Source organism: Mesorhizobium sp. B2-4-19, assembly GCF_006441315.1.
GTDB lineage: Bacteria > Pseudomonadota > Alphaproteobacteria > Rhizobiales > Rhizobiaceae > Mesorhizobium.
Window position 1 is genome coordinate 111049 of sequence record NZ_VFUV01000009.1, and the last position, 14366, is coordinate 125414.

15 protein-coding genes are annotated in these 14366 nt (G+C 62.4%); 6 read left to right on the forward strand and 9 right to left on the reverse strand.

The window, feature by feature from the left end; all coding sequences use genetic code 11:
- Window positions 1–37: 37 nt before the first annotated feature.
- Window positions 38–1078: a hypothetical protein gene (locus FJ546_RS17255; protein WP_140890433.1), complete on the forward strand. Its 1041-nt coding sequence runs from the start codon at window positions 38–40 to the stop codon at window positions 1076–1078.
- Window positions 1079–1300: 222 nt separating this feature from the next.
- Here FJ546_RS17255 and FJ546_RS17260 read toward each other — a convergent pair whose 3' ends face one another.
- Window positions 1301–1885, reverse strand: a complete 585-nt coding sequence (locus FJ546_RS17260) for a GDYXXLXY domain-containing protein (RefSeq protein WP_140890434.1) — start codon at window positions 1883–1885, stop codon at window positions 1301–1303.
- Complete coding sequence (locus FJ546_RS17265; protein ID WP_140890435.1) at window positions 1882–3000, reverse strand: DUF2157 domain-containing protein; 1119 nt, start codon at window positions 2998–3000, stop codon at window positions 1882–1884. The genes FJ546_RS17260 and FJ546_RS17265 overlap by 4 nt, the downstream gene beginning before the upstream one ends.
- 234 nt (window positions 3001–3234) lie before the next feature.
- Here FJ546_RS17265 and FJ546_RS17270 point away from each other — a divergent pair, with 234 nt between their 5' ends.
- From FJ546_RS17270 to trmFO, 3 genes are all read left to right on the forward strand, one after another.
- Window positions 3235–3375 (forward strand): DUF1127 domain-containing protein, encoded by a 141-nt coding sequence (locus FJ546_RS17270; RefSeq protein WP_013531315.1) that lies wholly within the window; start codon window positions 3235–3237, stop codon window positions 3373–3375.
- Window positions 3376–3424: 49 nt separating this feature from the next.
- Window positions 3425–3565: a DUF1127 domain-containing protein gene (locus FJ546_RS17275; protein WP_019858543.1), complete on the forward strand. Its 141-nt coding sequence runs from the start codon at window positions 3425–3427 to the stop codon at window positions 3563–3565.
- A gap of 567 nt (window positions 3566–4132) precedes the next feature.
- A complete protein-coding gene (gene trmFO / locus FJ546_RS17280; RefSeq protein WP_140890436.1) occupies window positions 4133–5551 on the forward strand; it encodes a methylenetetrahydrofolate--tRNA-(uracil(54)-C(5))-methyltransferase (FADH(2)-oxidizing) TrmFO in 1419 nt (472 codons plus the stop codon).
- A gap of 5 nt (window positions 5552–5556) precedes the next feature.
- Here trmFO and FJ546_RS17285 read toward each other — a convergent pair whose 3' ends face one another.
- The 6 genes from FJ546_RS17285 to yajC all read right to left on the reverse strand — a co-directional run bounded on the left by FJ546_RS17285 (window position 5557) and on the right by yajC (window position 11230).
- Window positions 5557–6507: a sterol desaturase family protein gene (locus tag FJ546_RS17285; RefSeq protein ID WP_181167972.1), complete on the reverse strand. Its 951-nt coding sequence runs from the start codon at window positions 6505–6507 to the stop codon at window positions 5557–5559.
- Entirely contained in the window at window positions 6507–6935 is a 429-nt protein-coding gene (locus tag FJ546_RS17290; RefSeq protein WP_140890438.1) for a hypothetical protein, read from the reverse strand. The genes FJ546_RS17285 and FJ546_RS17290 overlap by 1 nt, the downstream gene beginning before the upstream one ends.
- Window positions 6936–7014: 79 nt before the next feature.
- The gene (locus FJ546_RS17295; RefSeq protein ID WP_181167973.1) at window positions 7015–7866 is read right to left on the reverse strand and encodes a phytoene/squalene synthase family protein; all 852 of its coding nucleotides are present in this window, start codon (window positions 7864–7866) and stop codon (window positions 7015–7017) included.
- A 1-nt stretch (window position 7867) separates the two neighbouring features.
- A complete protein-coding gene (locus FJ546_RS17300; RefSeq protein ID WP_181167974.1) occupies window positions 7868–8263 on the reverse strand; it encodes an Mth938-like domain-containing protein in 396 nt (131 codons plus the stop codon).
- A 24-nt stretch (window positions 8264–8287) separates the two neighbouring features.
- Window positions 8288–10837 (reverse strand): protein translocase subunit SecDF, encoded by a 2550-nt coding sequence (gene secDF / locus FJ546_RS17305; RefSeq protein ID WP_140890440.1) that lies wholly within the window; start codon window positions 10835–10837, stop codon window positions 8288–8290.
- A gap of 51 nt (window positions 10838–10888) precedes the next feature.
- Window positions 10889–11230, reverse strand: coding sequence for a preprotein translocase subunit YajC (gene yajC / locus FJ546_RS17310; protein WP_010909882.1), 342 nt, complete (start codon window positions 11228–11230; stop codon window positions 10889–10891).
- Window positions 11231–11518: 288 nt separating this feature from the next.
- Between yajC and FJ546_RS17315 the strand changes: the two genes are divergently transcribed.
- Window positions 11519–12409: an ATP-binding protein gene (locus tag FJ546_RS17315; RefSeq protein ID WP_140890441.1), complete on the forward strand. Its 891-nt coding sequence runs from the start codon at window positions 11519–11521 to the stop codon at window positions 12407–12409.
- 27 nt (window positions 12410–12436) lie between these two features.
- Here the strand turns inward: FJ546_RS17315 and FJ546_RS17320 are convergent, their stop codons facing one another.
- Window positions 12437–13258, reverse strand: coding sequence for an AraC family transcriptional regulator (locus FJ546_RS17320; protein WP_140890442.1), 822 nt, complete (start codon window positions 13256–13258; stop codon window positions 12437–12439).
- A gap of 111 nt (window positions 13259–13369) precedes the next feature.
- Between FJ546_RS17320 and FJ546_RS17325 the strand changes: the two genes are divergently transcribed.
- Entirely contained in the window at window positions 13370–14260 is an 891-nt protein-coding gene (locus tag FJ546_RS17325) for an NAD-dependent epimerase/dehydratase family protein (protein WP_140890539.1), read from the forward strand.
- Window positions 14261–14366: the final 106 nt, after the last annotated feature.

Sequence of the window (14366 nt, forward strand, 5' to 3'; positions counted from 1 at the left end):
CTTACTTGCTGAAGGCAGGTTGGGGCTCTGTCAGCTTGTGCGTGTAATTTCTCTAGTTCTGGCGGTAGGGTCGATTGTAGCGGCGGCAACATCTCAGGTTGAAGCCCTAGAATACACGCCTGTTTCATCTCCAGGGCAGCAGCCGTTTCTTGTTGTTTCCGGCGAGTTCAAAGACAATGAACCCCTGAACGCCTTTAGCAACGCGGTTGCGGGCAGCGGGGCCCGGATGATCGTATTCAATTCCCCCGGCGGCAACGTCGGCAGCGCGCTTCGGTTGGGGCGTATGATCCGCGCGGCAGGGTTGGATACGCTTCAGGTTCGCCAATTGCAGTGCGCTTCAGCCTGCTCACTGGCCTTCTTGGGTGGCGTCCACCGTGTTGCCGAGCCAGGTACTATCGGCATTCATCGGGCTTGGTTGAAATGGACTGACGGGATTTCCAGAGAAGAAGCCAAGGCCCGTGTCGAGCTCGGAACGGCCGCAATCACATCCTATGTAGTCGAGATGGGAGTGGACCCCGAGCTGATTGAATTGGCGTCGAGCTATGACAAGCATGACATAAGATACCTATCGGCCAGCGAAATGGCAGAGTTGCGTGTGACCAATGTCGCAGCGAACCAATCGCCCGCAGATACATCGCAGGTGTCGACGCGGCCAGATCCTGCGCCCGTGCCAGTGCCTGCACCCGACGCAAGGCAACAGGCGGAGAGCGCTGCGGTCGCCTTCGTCAAGGATCTGATCGAGCATCATGGCGACAACGACGATTTCGCTCTTGCTCAAGTTCAGGCGTCCTACGCTCGCACCGTCGACTATTATGGCAAGTTGACGAACCTGAGTTCGATCATTCAGGACAAGAGGAACTATTACCGGCGATGGCCTGAACGTGTATATAACGTCCGTAATGACAGCGTTGTGGTCACCTGTGCAAACGATCGCTGCATGGTTTCTGGCGTGTATGACTGGGTCGTGCGCAGCCCCTCGACACACAAGCAGGACAAAGGCGTAGCAGACTTTAGCTACACGATATCGACTGGTCCCTATCCCAAAATCATCGCCGAGACGAGTAAGGTCCGGAGTTGATCAGCGGAGTCCTCCATCCCTGAGTCAGTGAACTTTCTTGCGAAAAATCTGTTTGGCTATTTCGGATAGCGGCATACGCGGGCTTCCGGCGGGGTACGACAGTTGGTACAAAATGAGCCCATTCCGGTGCCGCGCTGCCGCAACGCTTGTACGGCAAGGCCTTACACTTGATTTTAGAGGGGTCTGGTCTTGCTTCGCACCGATGACCGGCATCCATCGTTATTAATATAGCGGTTCCTCGAACAGCGTCTTGTCGCCGTCGACCAGTGCCTTGATCTGCGCGGTGCCGTCGCTGGCGAGCGCAAGCCTTATCCCGAACGGGCGCACCCGCATGTCGCTCTGGATCGCCATCCCCTCGCCTTCCGGCAGGTAGAACCGCTCGATGCCGTAGTCCGGCGCGATGGTCATGCCCTCGCTGCGCAGATCCCAGCCTTCGGCGACATGGCCTGCAATATCAGCCTCGTCGGCAGCGGCTGGCGCCGGCGCCTTGCCGAGCCAGGCGGTGGTCGGCGTCCAATAGCCGTCAGCACCCTTTTTCAGGCGGACCACGATCGACGTATCGTCGCTGGAGAATTTGCCGGCGGGAATGTTGGCGATCATTTTCACCGGAATGCGCGAAATCGCGTAGCCGAGGATGATGTAGTCGCCGCGCAGCAGATCGCGCGGATCGACGGGTTCGATCTTCAGCAGCACTTCCTTGCCGTTGCGCAGGATCGCCGCCCGGCCGGCGATGATCCAGCTCAGGAACCCGATCTGGACGAGCGCCAGCACCAGCGCCGAGATAACAAGCCTCTTTCCGGTCATCATGCGGTGGCTCCCCCCGTTGCCGGACCCTTCATGCGTTTTTCGACGCGGATGATGATGATCGCCAGGATGCCGAGCAGCACCGCGGCGGCAAGGAAGAAGCCGGCCGTGTCGAGCATCGACTGCAAAGTCACGACATAGATCATGGCGAGTTCGAAGGCGAAGCCGAGATAGGCAAGCCAGCGCAGGCCACGGCTCTCCCGTCCCGCCAGCACGATGGCGGCGACGATGCCGGCCAGCGCGACGACCGAGGCAATGGCGAAACCGCTGTTGTAAGTGCTTTCGTCGGCCAGTTCGAACTGGATGATGGCCAGCCCGGTAAGAAAGCCGAGCAGCGCATGCAGGGGCAAGCGGCCGCCGAGTTGCACGATCCTGTCGACCGCTTCCGGTGCGAAGACAGAAGCTGCGAAGAGCACGGCGGAGACGATGACCAGAGGGATCGCCACCGGCAGCGTCGCGTGATTGCCGGCCAACAGCACGAGATAGAAGAGCAGCGACAGGATGATCAGATGCCGCGCGGCCTGGCTGCGGGTCCAGAACGATACGGCAAACAGCACGATGGCCATGACGACGAAGGCATGCGGAAACTCGCTGCGGCTGTAATAGTCGAACCCCTTCAGGAACAGCCAGGCGTCGGCGATGCCGACCGCCGCCACGGTCAGCGGGTTCGACCGCAGCGCGACCGCCGCCAGCGCCGTTCCGGCGCCCCAGGTGACCAGCGCGGAAGCCTCGTCGCCGGACAGATGGTACATCTGGCCGATCAGCGCGATCGAACCGCCAAAGGCAGCCGCCGCCACGATCCACACGGCTTCGGCGATCGCCGCATGGTCGCGCGTCTTCAGCACTGCGCCGCCGACATAACCGCCAAGGATGATGGCAAACAGCGCCGCGACCCGCGCCAGCCGCGGAATGGCATCCCAGTTGGCAGCGACGAAGATCAGGATGGCCGCGCCGAACAGCAGGGCCGCCATCATGGCCAGGATCGAACCGAAGCTCAGCGACTTGCGCGTATTCGCCTCGACGTCACGCGTCAGGGCGTCGGCCGTCGCGACGTCGATCAGGCCTGCCTGGAGCCACCGCGCAATGTCGGATCTGACCCGTGTCGAATAGCCCGCCATGTCCTGCATCCCCGCTAGGTCGTTTTTTTAGCCGAACCAGCCAAACCGTTGACGTCACGGCACTTTCCGATTCTGGCTTCTTTGTGTCAGGTCCGTGAAGGCGCGTTAATGTTGCATTGCACAATTTGCATTGCTGCCATGCAGCCATAGCGCTTTTAAATCGATATGAGCCCGCCTATTTATGGTTCGTACACAAACGGAATGATCCGCAAGAAAGACGAAACGAGAACTACCATGAACCTGATCCGCAACTATCGCAACTGGCGCCGCTACAGGGACACCGTGTCCGAGCTGAGCCGCCTGAGCAACCGCGAACTGACCGACCTCGGCATCAGCCGCAGCGACATTCCTTACGTCGCTCGCAAGGCGGTCTAATTCTTCGGACCGCGAATGGTCCGAACAAGTTTCTGAAAAGAGAACGACAATGAACCTGATCCGCAACTATCGTAACTGGCGCGTATATCGCGAGACGGTTACCGAGCTGGGTCGCCTTTCGAACCGCCAGCTGCATGATCTCGGTATCGTCCGCGACGAAATCAAGATCATCGCCCGCCGGGCGATCTAACGGAATTTCGCTGGGGTCGACCTCCTCCCCGACCTCCAGCGAACGGTCAGCCCTTATCCTCCTCCCGAGGGTTGACCACCAAAACGGCGCCCGCCGCACCTCCTCCCGCGGCGGGCGCTGTTCCCACGGCAAATGAATTTTGTTCCAAAGGGTTTTGCCCCTTTTAAAAGATGGCAAAAGAGATTTCGTCAAAGCCGACCTCCTCCCCGGCAATGACGAATAGGTCCAACCTTCACCTCCTCCCGAGGGTTGGCCAACCAAACGGCGCCCGCCGCACCTCCTCCCGCGGCGGGCGTTGTTTCCCCGGGGCAAAATGAATTCTGCTCCAAAGGGTTTCGCCCCTTTTCAAAACGCGAAAGAGATTTCGTCAGAGCCGACCTCCTCCCCGGCGATGACGAATACGGTCGATCTTCACCTCCTCCCGAGGATCGACCCCCAAAACGACACCCGCCGGACCTCCTCCCCCGGCGGGTGTTGTTGTTTTCGGCGCCCGGTTCACCATCCGCGGTTTGCCCGCACCAAGCACGGCAATTGCAATCGCCGCCCCAAGCGATTATTCCGGCGCTCATGAGCAAAAATTCCATACACATAGTCGGCGGCGGTCTCGCCGGTTCCGAAGCCGCATGGCAGGCCGCGCAGGCCGGTGTTCCCGTCGTGCTGCATGAAATGCGCCCGGTTCGCGGCACGGACGCGCACAAGACCGATGGCCTGGCCGAACTCGTCTGTTCCAATTCCTTCCGCTCCGACGACGCCGAGAACAACGCGGTCGGCCTGCTGCACGCCGAGATGCGACTGGCCGGCTCGCTGATCATGAGCGCCGGCGACGCCAACCAGGTGCCGGCCGGCGGCGCACTGGCCGTCGATCGCGACGGCTTCTCCGAGGCCGTGACGAAAAGGCTCGAGGCGCATCCGCTGATCACCATCCAGCGCGAGGAAATGCCCGGCCTGCCGCCGGCGGACTGGGACCAGGCGATCATCGCCACGGGACCGCTCACCGCCCCATCACTGGCCCAGTCGATCGCCGAGGCGACCGGCGCCGATGCGCTGGCCTTCTTCGACGCCATCGCGCCGATCGTCCATTTCGACACGATCGACATGGATACATGCTGGTTCCAGTCGCGCTACGACAAGGTCGGCCCGGGCGGCACCGGCAAGGACTACATCAACTGTCCGATGGACAAGGAGCAGTATCTCGCCTTCGTCCAGGCGCTGGTCGACGGCCAAAAAACCGAATTCAAGCAATGGGAAGGCACGCCCTATTTCGACGGCTGCCTGCCGATCGAGATCATGGCCGAGCGCGGCGTCGAGACGCTGCGCTACGGGCCCATGAAGCCGATGGGCCTGACCAACGCGCACAACCCGACGGTCAAGGCCTACGCCGTCGTCCAGCTAAGGCAGGACAATGCGCTGGGCACGCTCTACAACATGGTCGGCTTCCAGACCAAGCTGAAGCATGCCGAACAGGTCCGCATTTTCCGCACCATTCCGGGCCTGGAAAACGCCGACTTCGCCCGCCTCGGCGGCCTGCACCGCAACACCTACATCAATTCGCCGACCCTGCTCGACGCCTCGCTTCAGCTGAAATCGCGCCCGGGCCTGCGCTTCGCCGGCCAGATCACCGGTTGTGAGGGTTATGTCGAAAGTGCCGCGATCGGCCTGCTCGCCGGCCGTTTCGCCGCCGCCGAGCGGCTCGGGCATGCGCCATCCCTGCCGCCGCTCACCACGGCTTTCGGCGCGCTGCTCAACCACATCACCGGCGGCCACATCGTTTCGGACGACGAGCCGGGCAAGCGCTCCTTCCAGCCGATGAATGTCAATTTTGGCCTGTTCCCGCCGGTGGAAGCGCCGAAATCCGAAGGCAAGCGTCTGCGCGGCAAGGACAAGACATCAGCCAAGCGCCATGCCATCACATCGCGCGCGCTGGGCGATTGCCGGCAATGGCTGGGCTTGCCGGCGCCAACAGAAACGGCCGAAGCGGCGGAGTAATTCCCCTATTCGGCCGGGTCGGCACGTACCCTCGGCAATCCCGGCTTTCCCGCCTCGGCAGGATTGCGCCTGACATAAGCCGTCTTCAGGCTCTCCGAAGTTTCACGCGAGCCGTCATGGCTCCAGCCGGGCGGCTTGATCAGGTAGTTCAGGCGATCGCTGAGCGTAAGCCCCGGTGCAAACGCATCCCTGAACATGCCGATCCACTCGTGGAACGCCACTTTCAGCGGATTGAAGGTGCCGAGATTCCTGACGATGCCGTAGCGCGGCCGGTCCTCCTCCAGCTCTTCGACGAAGCTGCCGAACATGCGGTCCCAGATGATCAGCGTGCCGGCATAGTTGGCGTCGAGATAGCGTGGATTGGTGGCGTGGTGGACGCGGTGGTGCGAGGGCGTGTTGAAGATGAACTCGAACCAGCCCCACATCTTGCCGATGGTCTCGGTGTGGATCCAGAACTGCCAGACAAGGTTGAAGCCGAAGGTGAAGGCAATCACCGCGGGGTGAAAGCCGAGCAGCACCAGCGGCGCCTGCAGCACGAACATGAAGGTGAACAGGCCCGTCCAGCTCTGCCTGAGCGCCGTCGACAGATTGTAATGCTGGCTTGAGTGATGGTTGACGTGTTCCGCCCACACCCAGCGCACCCGGTGCGCGATACGGTGATAGACATAGTAGCGCAGATCATCGAGCAGGAAGGCGGCCAGGAACACCCAGGCCGACAGGCCGAGATTGAAGAAGCGGAACTGCCATAGCCACAGCAGCGCCCAGTAGGAGACGACGCCAAGCAGCAATCCGGCGACGACATTGCCGGTGCCCATCATCAGGCTGGTCAGCGTGTCGCGCGTCTCGAACGATCCCTTCGCACGACCGGTGCGCACCAGCCAGAGCTCGATCAGGATGGCGGCGACGAAGAACGGAATGGCCAGCTGGGTAACCTGCGGAAAATCATAGCTGTCCATCACGCGGCCTCCCTGGCGGCATGGCGTGCTTCAAGAGCCTTCAGCAAGGCCTGCGCATCGCCGGCATTGGCGAAGCGGAAACGGCCGCCCTTCCAGGTGAAGTCCGTCAACCGCAATTGAATTGTGTTCATCTCGTCGGAACTGGACACCGAGACGTCCGCCGCGGTGACGATCCGCGTCAAGAAGCAGTCGCCGATGCTGTGGACGATGCCGGTGCGCCCTCGTCCAAGGTCCAGAAATGCCGTCTTGGCATCCGCCGTCAGGTGGATCGCTCGCGCGGCTTCATCGGGAAAATCCTCGGCGAAACGGTGCAACGCCTGATCGGGGTCGGCCAGCGTGGCCGTCTTGCTGCCGCCGGTGAAATGCACCGCGGCAACCGACAGCGCAATGCCAAGGACGACGATCGCGACCAGAACGGGCAAGTTCATGGATTTCCTCCGGGCCGACCTGTCATCTCTGGCGACAGTTCCCGGCACGGCCGAATCCTTAGCACGCTTGACGTTTACGTCAAAGTGCCGGCCAGCCCTTGCTCGCCCGCCGCACCAGCAGCCAATGCCGACGCAAGGCGGATAGCCGCGCGACGCCGTCGAGCGGCGAATGGCGCGAGCCTTCCATCCTGTCGAGATAGGCGCGCGACAGCGCCAATGGCAGGAATGCCGGGCGCAACGACGCCGGCAGCCCGGCGGCGCCCCGCTCGAATGCGGAAAGGTGTTCGCGCGCCAGTGCCGTCATCGCCGCTACGGCGCGCCGCGCCCCAGGCCCGTCATCGCCGGCAACAAATTCCTCCGGCGTCGATCCCGCCGCCGCCAGAATGTCGGCCGGGACAAAACACTGCCCGCGCTTGCGGTGCAGCGGCAACAGCAGCAGGAGACCGGTCATGGCCTGCGCGCAACCCGCCCTGCCCGCCAGTTCAGCGAAGCGGGGCGCCTTGACGGGATCGAGCACCATCGCCGCAAGCTGGATCAGTGCGGCGGCCGTCTCGCCGCAATAGCCTTCCAGGTCGGTGCGCGACGGCATCGGATCGTCATAGAGATCGAAGATGCGTGCCTCGAGCATGTTGTCGAAGGCCAGTTTCGGCAGGTGATGGCCAGAAATTGTCGCCTTCAATGCGTCGGCGACAGGATGGCCGATGGCTGCGCCGTCACTGTCGGCCGCGATGAGGTCACGCCACCATTGCAGCCGCACCTCGCCCGGCAATGCTTCATGGATGCGATCGCGGATGCCGGCGATTTCGGCATTGAAAGCGTAGAGCGAAAACAGCGCATCGCGCTTGTCGGCCGGCGCGTAGAGTGCCGTCAGATAGCGGTCATGATCGGCGGCCCGCACCGCGTCCATGACGATTTTGGCATTTTGCGACATATCAATCGACGGCGATGAGCGCGGCAGCCACGGCGCGGTCTTCCGCCAGGAGGACATTGTAGGTCCGCACCGCAGCCCCGGTCGACATCGGGTCGGAGGCAATACCGGCCTCCTTCAGCGCCTCCCGCAGCGCCGCGGGCAATGGCCTCAAATCCTTGCCCATGCCGACCAGCAGGATCTCGACCTTGTCCGCCTCGGCCAGCAGTTTTTCGAAATCCGCCACTGTCAGCGCTGAAGCGTCCGCCGGCTCCCAGCCATGGATGCCGGATGGCAGGCACAGCAGCGAACCGCGATGCGACATGTCGGCAAAGCGGAACCCGCCATTGCCATAGGCCTCGATCGGCGCGCGGCCGGGGAAGTGCGCCTCGCGGATGACGATGCCTTTGCCGGTCACCACTTTCGTCCCCTTCGGGGCCGCGCGTCAGGTCGCGACCGCCTTGCCGCCGTTGACCGGCTTCTCCTCGTCGGCCGAAGCCTGCGGCCGCAGCTTGAACAGGATCAGCAGCGGTGCCGCGATGAAGATCGACGAATAGGTGCCGAAGACGACGCCGAACAGCATGGCCAGCGTAAACGAGCGGATCACCTCGCCACCGAACAAAACCAGCGCCAGCAGGGCCAAGCTGGTCGTCACCGAGGTCAGCGTCGTTCGCGACAGCGTCTCGTTGATGGCGTTGTTCAACAGTTGCGGCAGCGGCATGCGCTTGTATTTTCGCAAATCCTCACGAACGCGGTCATAGACCACGATCGTATCGTTCAGCGAATAGCCGATGATGGTCAGGATCGCCGCCAGCGATGACTGGTTGAATTCAAGCCCGGAGATGACGAAGAAGCCGAGCGTCATGACCACATCGTGCACCGTCGCAACGATGGCGCCGACCGCGAACTGCCATTCGAAGCGGAACCAGACATAGACCAGGATGCCGACCAGCGCGACCAGCATTGCGATCGTGCCTTGCTTGGCCAACTCCCCGGAAACCGTTGGCCCCACAACTTCGACGCGGCGGAAGTCATAATTGTCCTGCAGCTCGCCGCGCACCTTGTCGATGACCGTCTGTTCGGCGTTTTCACCGGCATCTTGCGTGCCAACGCGGATCAGCACGTCGTTCGGCGCACCGAACTGCTGCACCTGGACCTCACCGATGTTGAGATCCGACAGCCGGCCTCTGATGTCGGCGATGTCCGCATTGCCGCTCTTGGCCTGCACCTCGATCAGCGAACCGCCCTTGAAGTCGATGCCGTAATTGATGCCGACGGTCATGAACGTCACCACGGACAGCACCGACAGGAAGCTCGACAGCGCGAACGTCCAGCGGCGGATGCCCATGAAGGGGATCTTGGTGCCCGGCGGAATGAAGGTCACCGGGGCCTTCGGCAATTCCTTCGGACGGGCGCGGCGCAGCCAGATCGACACCAGCATGCGGGTGAAGGTGAACGCGGTGAACACCGTGGTCAGGATGCCGATGGCGTAGGTGATGGCAAAGCCCTTGACCGGGCCGGTGCCGAGATAGAACAGCACCACTGTCGCGATCAGCGAAGTGACATTGGAATCAATGATCGTCGCCAGCGCCTTCGAGAACCCGGTATCGATCGCCTGGATCACCGAGCGGCCGGCGCGTCGCTCCTCGCGGATGCGTTCGTAGATCAGCACGTTGGAATCCACCGCCATGCCGATGGTCAGCACGATACCGGCGATACCCGGCAAGGTCAGCGTCGCGCCGAGCAGCGACAGCAGGCCGACGATCATCGCCACGTGCACCGCCAGCGCGATGTTGGCGAGGAAGCCGAGGAAGCCGTAGGCAACGAACATGAAGGCAACGACGAGGATCGAACCGATGATGCCGGCCACCTTGCCGGCATGGATCGAATCCTGGCCAAGGCCCGGTCCGACAGTGCGTTCCTCGATGACCGTCAGTGTCGCCGGCAACGCACCGGCTCGCAAAAGCACGGCGAGATCATTGGCGCTCTGGGCGGTGAAATTGCCTGATATCTGGCCGGTGCCGCCGAGGATCGGTTCACGGATCTGCGGCGCCGAGATCACCTGGTTGTCGAGGATAATGGCGAATAGCTTGCCGACATTTTGCGAGGTCGCCTGGCCGAAGCGGGCGGCGCCCTTCGAATCGAAGCGGAATGAAACCACCGGCTCGTTGTTCTGCGAATTGTAGGTCGCCTGCGCGTCGACGAGGTTTTCGCCCGAAACGATGACGCGGTTTTCGATCAGATACGGAACCGGCGGATCGTCCTGCGAATAAAGCACCGAGGAGCCTGCGGGCGGGCGCCCCTTGAGCGCGTCCTGCACCGGCATCGACTGGTCGACCATCTGGAAGGTCAGCTTCGCGGTCTGGCCGAGGATTTCCTTCAGCCGCTGCGGGTCCTGCAGGCCTGGCACCTGCACAAGGATGCGGTCGTCGCCTTGCCGCTGCACGATGGGCTCGGTGGTGCCGAGTTCGTTGACGCGGCGCTCGACCACTTCGATCGACTGCGCCAATGCGGTCGATGTGCGGTATTTGATACCAGCGTCGGTGACGGTGAATTTGAGCAGGCCCGGCTCGGAATCATCCAGCGACATTTCCTGGATGGAGCCACCGGAGAACAGGCCAGCGGCGACAGGATCGGTCAAGGTCTTCAACGCCTTCTTCGCGGCGTCGAGCTGGGCCGGATCCGTGATGCGCACCTGCAAGGTCCGCCCGGTGCCGGCAAGGCCGGTATAGCCGATCTTGGCGTCACGCAGCAGCGTGCGGATTTCGTCGCGCGTCGTCTCCAGCCGATCCTTGATCAGATCGTTCTGGTTCATCTCCAGCAGGATGTGCGAACCGCCCTGCAGGTCGAGGCCGAGCGTCATCTGCCGCTTCGGCACCCAGCTCGGCAGCTGGGCCAACGTGCTGGCGGGGAACAGATTGGGCGCGGCGAGGATCACTGTGATGGCGACGGCCATCCAGATCAGGATCATCTTGAAGCGCGAAAAATACAGCATATGGCGTCGTCCGTCAGAGCGTGTCCGCGGATCGCTCCGCCTTGAATTGGGTTATTTCTTGGCGTTCTGGTTGGCCACCGGTTCGCCCTTGACGCGCACATCGGCGATCGTCGAGCGCAGCGCCGTCACCTTGGTGCCACCACCAAGGTCGATCTCGAGCTCGTTGTCGTCGATCACCTTCGTCACCTTGCCGACGAAACCACCGCCGGTGACAACCGTATCGCCGCGGCGGACCGCCGCCAGCATCTCGCCGCGCTTCTTCAGCTGCGTGCGCTGCGGGCGGATGATCAGAAAATACATGATCACGAAAATCAGGACAAACGGCAAAATGCTGATGAACATATCGGGAGAGGCGCCGCCAATGCCTTGGGCGTATGCCGGTGTCACGAACATCGAGGTACTCCTGAATTTTGAAAACAGCCGCCAACCGTCCTGCGGAGTTTGGCGGCCCCTTGAAATTTGGCCGGAATATAGTCGGTAAAGTTGTCAATGCAACTGCGCGACCGACCAAATCGGCTGCTTTTCCGGCCTGTTCGCCCGTGTTAGAGCAGGATCGCGAAAAGCGAGAGCCGGTTTACAGAAAAGATCACGCTCGAACAAAAGGTTGGGACAGGTTTCGAACCCGACGGATTCGAACGTGTCCCACCTGCCTGCCCCAGGAAACGAGCCAGAAGACCTGAAATGACCGACAGCACCATCGACGCCCTCAACAAGAAACTTGACCGCCTGATCGAGGCTGTCGGCCGCCTCGCCCCGCCGCCGATGCCTGAAACCGACCTCGGCGAGGCCGACTGCTTCGTCTGGCAGGCGGATCCCGGCTATCTTGAGCCGGTGCGCAAGGTCAACCGCGTCGACATCGGCCTGATCCGCGGCGTCGACCGCGTGCGCGACATCCTCGTCGACAACACCGAGCGCTTCGCCGCCGGCTTTGCCGCCAACAACGTGCTGTTGTGGGGCGCGCGCGGCATGGGCAAATCGTCGCTGGTCAAGGCCGTGCATGCCGAGATCAATGCCCGGGCCAAATCACAAAAGGCTAAATCCGACCTGCCGCTCAAGCTGATCGAGATCCACCGCGAGGACATCGATACGCTGCCGAAGCTGATGGGTCTGCTGAAGGCCGCGCCCTTCCGCGTCATCCTGTTTTGCGACGATCTGTCCTTCGATCATGACGACACGTCCTACAAGTCGCTGAAGGCGGCACTTGAAGGCGGCGTCGAAGGCCGCCCTGCCAATGTCATCTTCTACGCCACCTCGAACCGCCGCCATCTGTTGCCGCGCGACATGATCGACAATGAGCGCTCGACCGCCATCAACCCGTCCGAAGCGGTCGAGGAGAAGGTCTCGCTCTCCGACCGGTTCGGGCTTTGGCTCGGCTTCCACAAATGCTCGCAGGACGAGTATCTCGAGATGATCAACGGCTATGCCAGCCATCATGGCCTCGACATCGACCCCGAACAGCTGCGCGCGGAGGCGCTGGAATGGGCGACGACGCGCGGCAGCCGCTCGGGCCGCGTCGCCTGGCAATTCACGCAGGATCTGGCCGGCCGGCTTGGCAAGCCGCTCAAGGACTGAGGCGCCGCCAACGCCAATTCCAGGATGTCACTTGGGCGGCCGCGCCCGTCGCACGTCGCGCGGCGTTTGGCCAATCTCGCGGCGCATCCAATGCGCCAGATGTGACTGGTGCGCGAAGCCCGTCAATTCCGCGACCTCGCTGGTGCTAAGATCGCCCTGCTGCAGCAGGGCACGCGCGCGTTCGACCCGACGTCGCAACACGTAGCGATGCAGGGTGACGCCCGTCGCCACCTTGAACCATGTCCGCAAGTGCGAGCTGCTCGCGCCGGCAACCCGGGCCAGCCGATGGATCGAGAGCGGCTCGTGGAGAGCGGCCTCGATGTGCTCCAGGACGCGCTTGAGCTGGATATCCGACAGGCGGTTCGTTCGTTCGATGTCCATATCGTCGGCACCAAGCAGCCTGACCGCCAGAGCGGCGCCAATGCTGTCGGCGAATAGAGAGCCGCTCGGTGCGCCTGCATCGAGATCGCTCTGGAGTGCGCGAGCGAGATGTTCGATGCGCTCGTCACGAAGCAGGTGGCGCGTGTCGAGCCGCGACACCAGCGCCCTGCCGCCAAGTTCCGCCGCTACCCTTTCCATCAGGGCTGGCTGCAAGACGATCTCGATCGTGTCGAACGCGGTTTCGGCCTCGAAACCGCCCTCCTCGCCAGCTGGTACCAGGTCGATATCGCCGGCGCGCCTGACGAAATAGCGCCCAACCTGATTGCAGTAGGAGCGTGTCGCCGCGCTGGCATGCACCATGACGCGATGGTGCGGCGCCCGCGGCAGACGATGGACACCTGCCTCGATGTGCCGGGAGATCATTGCGACGTCGGATGGGGATCGGGCCGGAGCGAATTGTGGACGCATGCTCTCTCGATTCATGGCGAAACCTGTTCAAGATTTGGCAATTCCCGCGCGACTTTCAATGCCGCGGACCTGTACGCACGCCTCTCCATCAAGCTTGGAAGAGAGGTTGCCATGAGTTTCTATGTTGTCGTCGGCGCGGGCCCGGTTGGACGCGAGACCGCGCGCCTTCTTGGAGAGGAAGGACATGATGTCGTTCTCACCAGCCGAGGCGTCGGTTCGAACGCGCTGCCGAACGTGCGGACCATACAGGCCGATGCCACGGATGCCTCGGAACTGTCGCGTATCTGCCGGGGTGCCGATGCCATTTTCATGTGTGCCATGGCCGCGTATGATCGGTGGCCGACCGACTTTTTCCCCATCATCGATGGCACCGTGCGCGCGGCCGAAGCGGTCGGTGCCAAACTCATCGTGCTCGGAAACCTCTATGGCTACGGGGAAAATGCCGATAGCCCGCTTCGCTCCGACCTGCCCCTGGACCCCACTTCGAGGAAGGGAACCGCCAGGACGATCATGTGGCAGCGGGCGGTTCGTGCCGACATACCGGCGATCGAAATACGCTCCAGCGACTATCTCGGGCATGGCGCGATCAGCTATTTTTCACTGATCGCGCTGCCCTCCATCATCGAGGGCAAGCCTGCCGCCTTCATTGGAGACCTCGACGCAACCCATGCCTGGACCTTCACCAAGGATGTCGCGAGGACGCTGGTCGCGGCGGCCCGCTACAACGGCGAATGGGGACACGCGTTTCACGTTCCCTCGCAATATGCCTCACCCCGGGAGCTCATCCAGAAAACCGCGGCGATGCTCGGAAGAGAGGTTTCAGGGATACGTTCCTATTCCGCCACCGAGATCGAATCCCAGGGCATGCATGAGGCCATCGAGATGAGCTACCTCTTCGAGAGACCCCTGCTGGTTGATGCCTCCGACACAGAGGCGCTTCTGGGCGTGAAGGCCAGCAGCCTCGAGGAGATGATCGCCGACACGCTCCGCGATCATCTGTGAACCGCGCGGGCGGGCCTTGCACAAACTGAAAAAGCCCGCTCCTTGCGGAACGGGCTGAGCCGGCGGGCCGGACTGGAGGTCAGACGGCCCGCAAATCGCTTTTTTT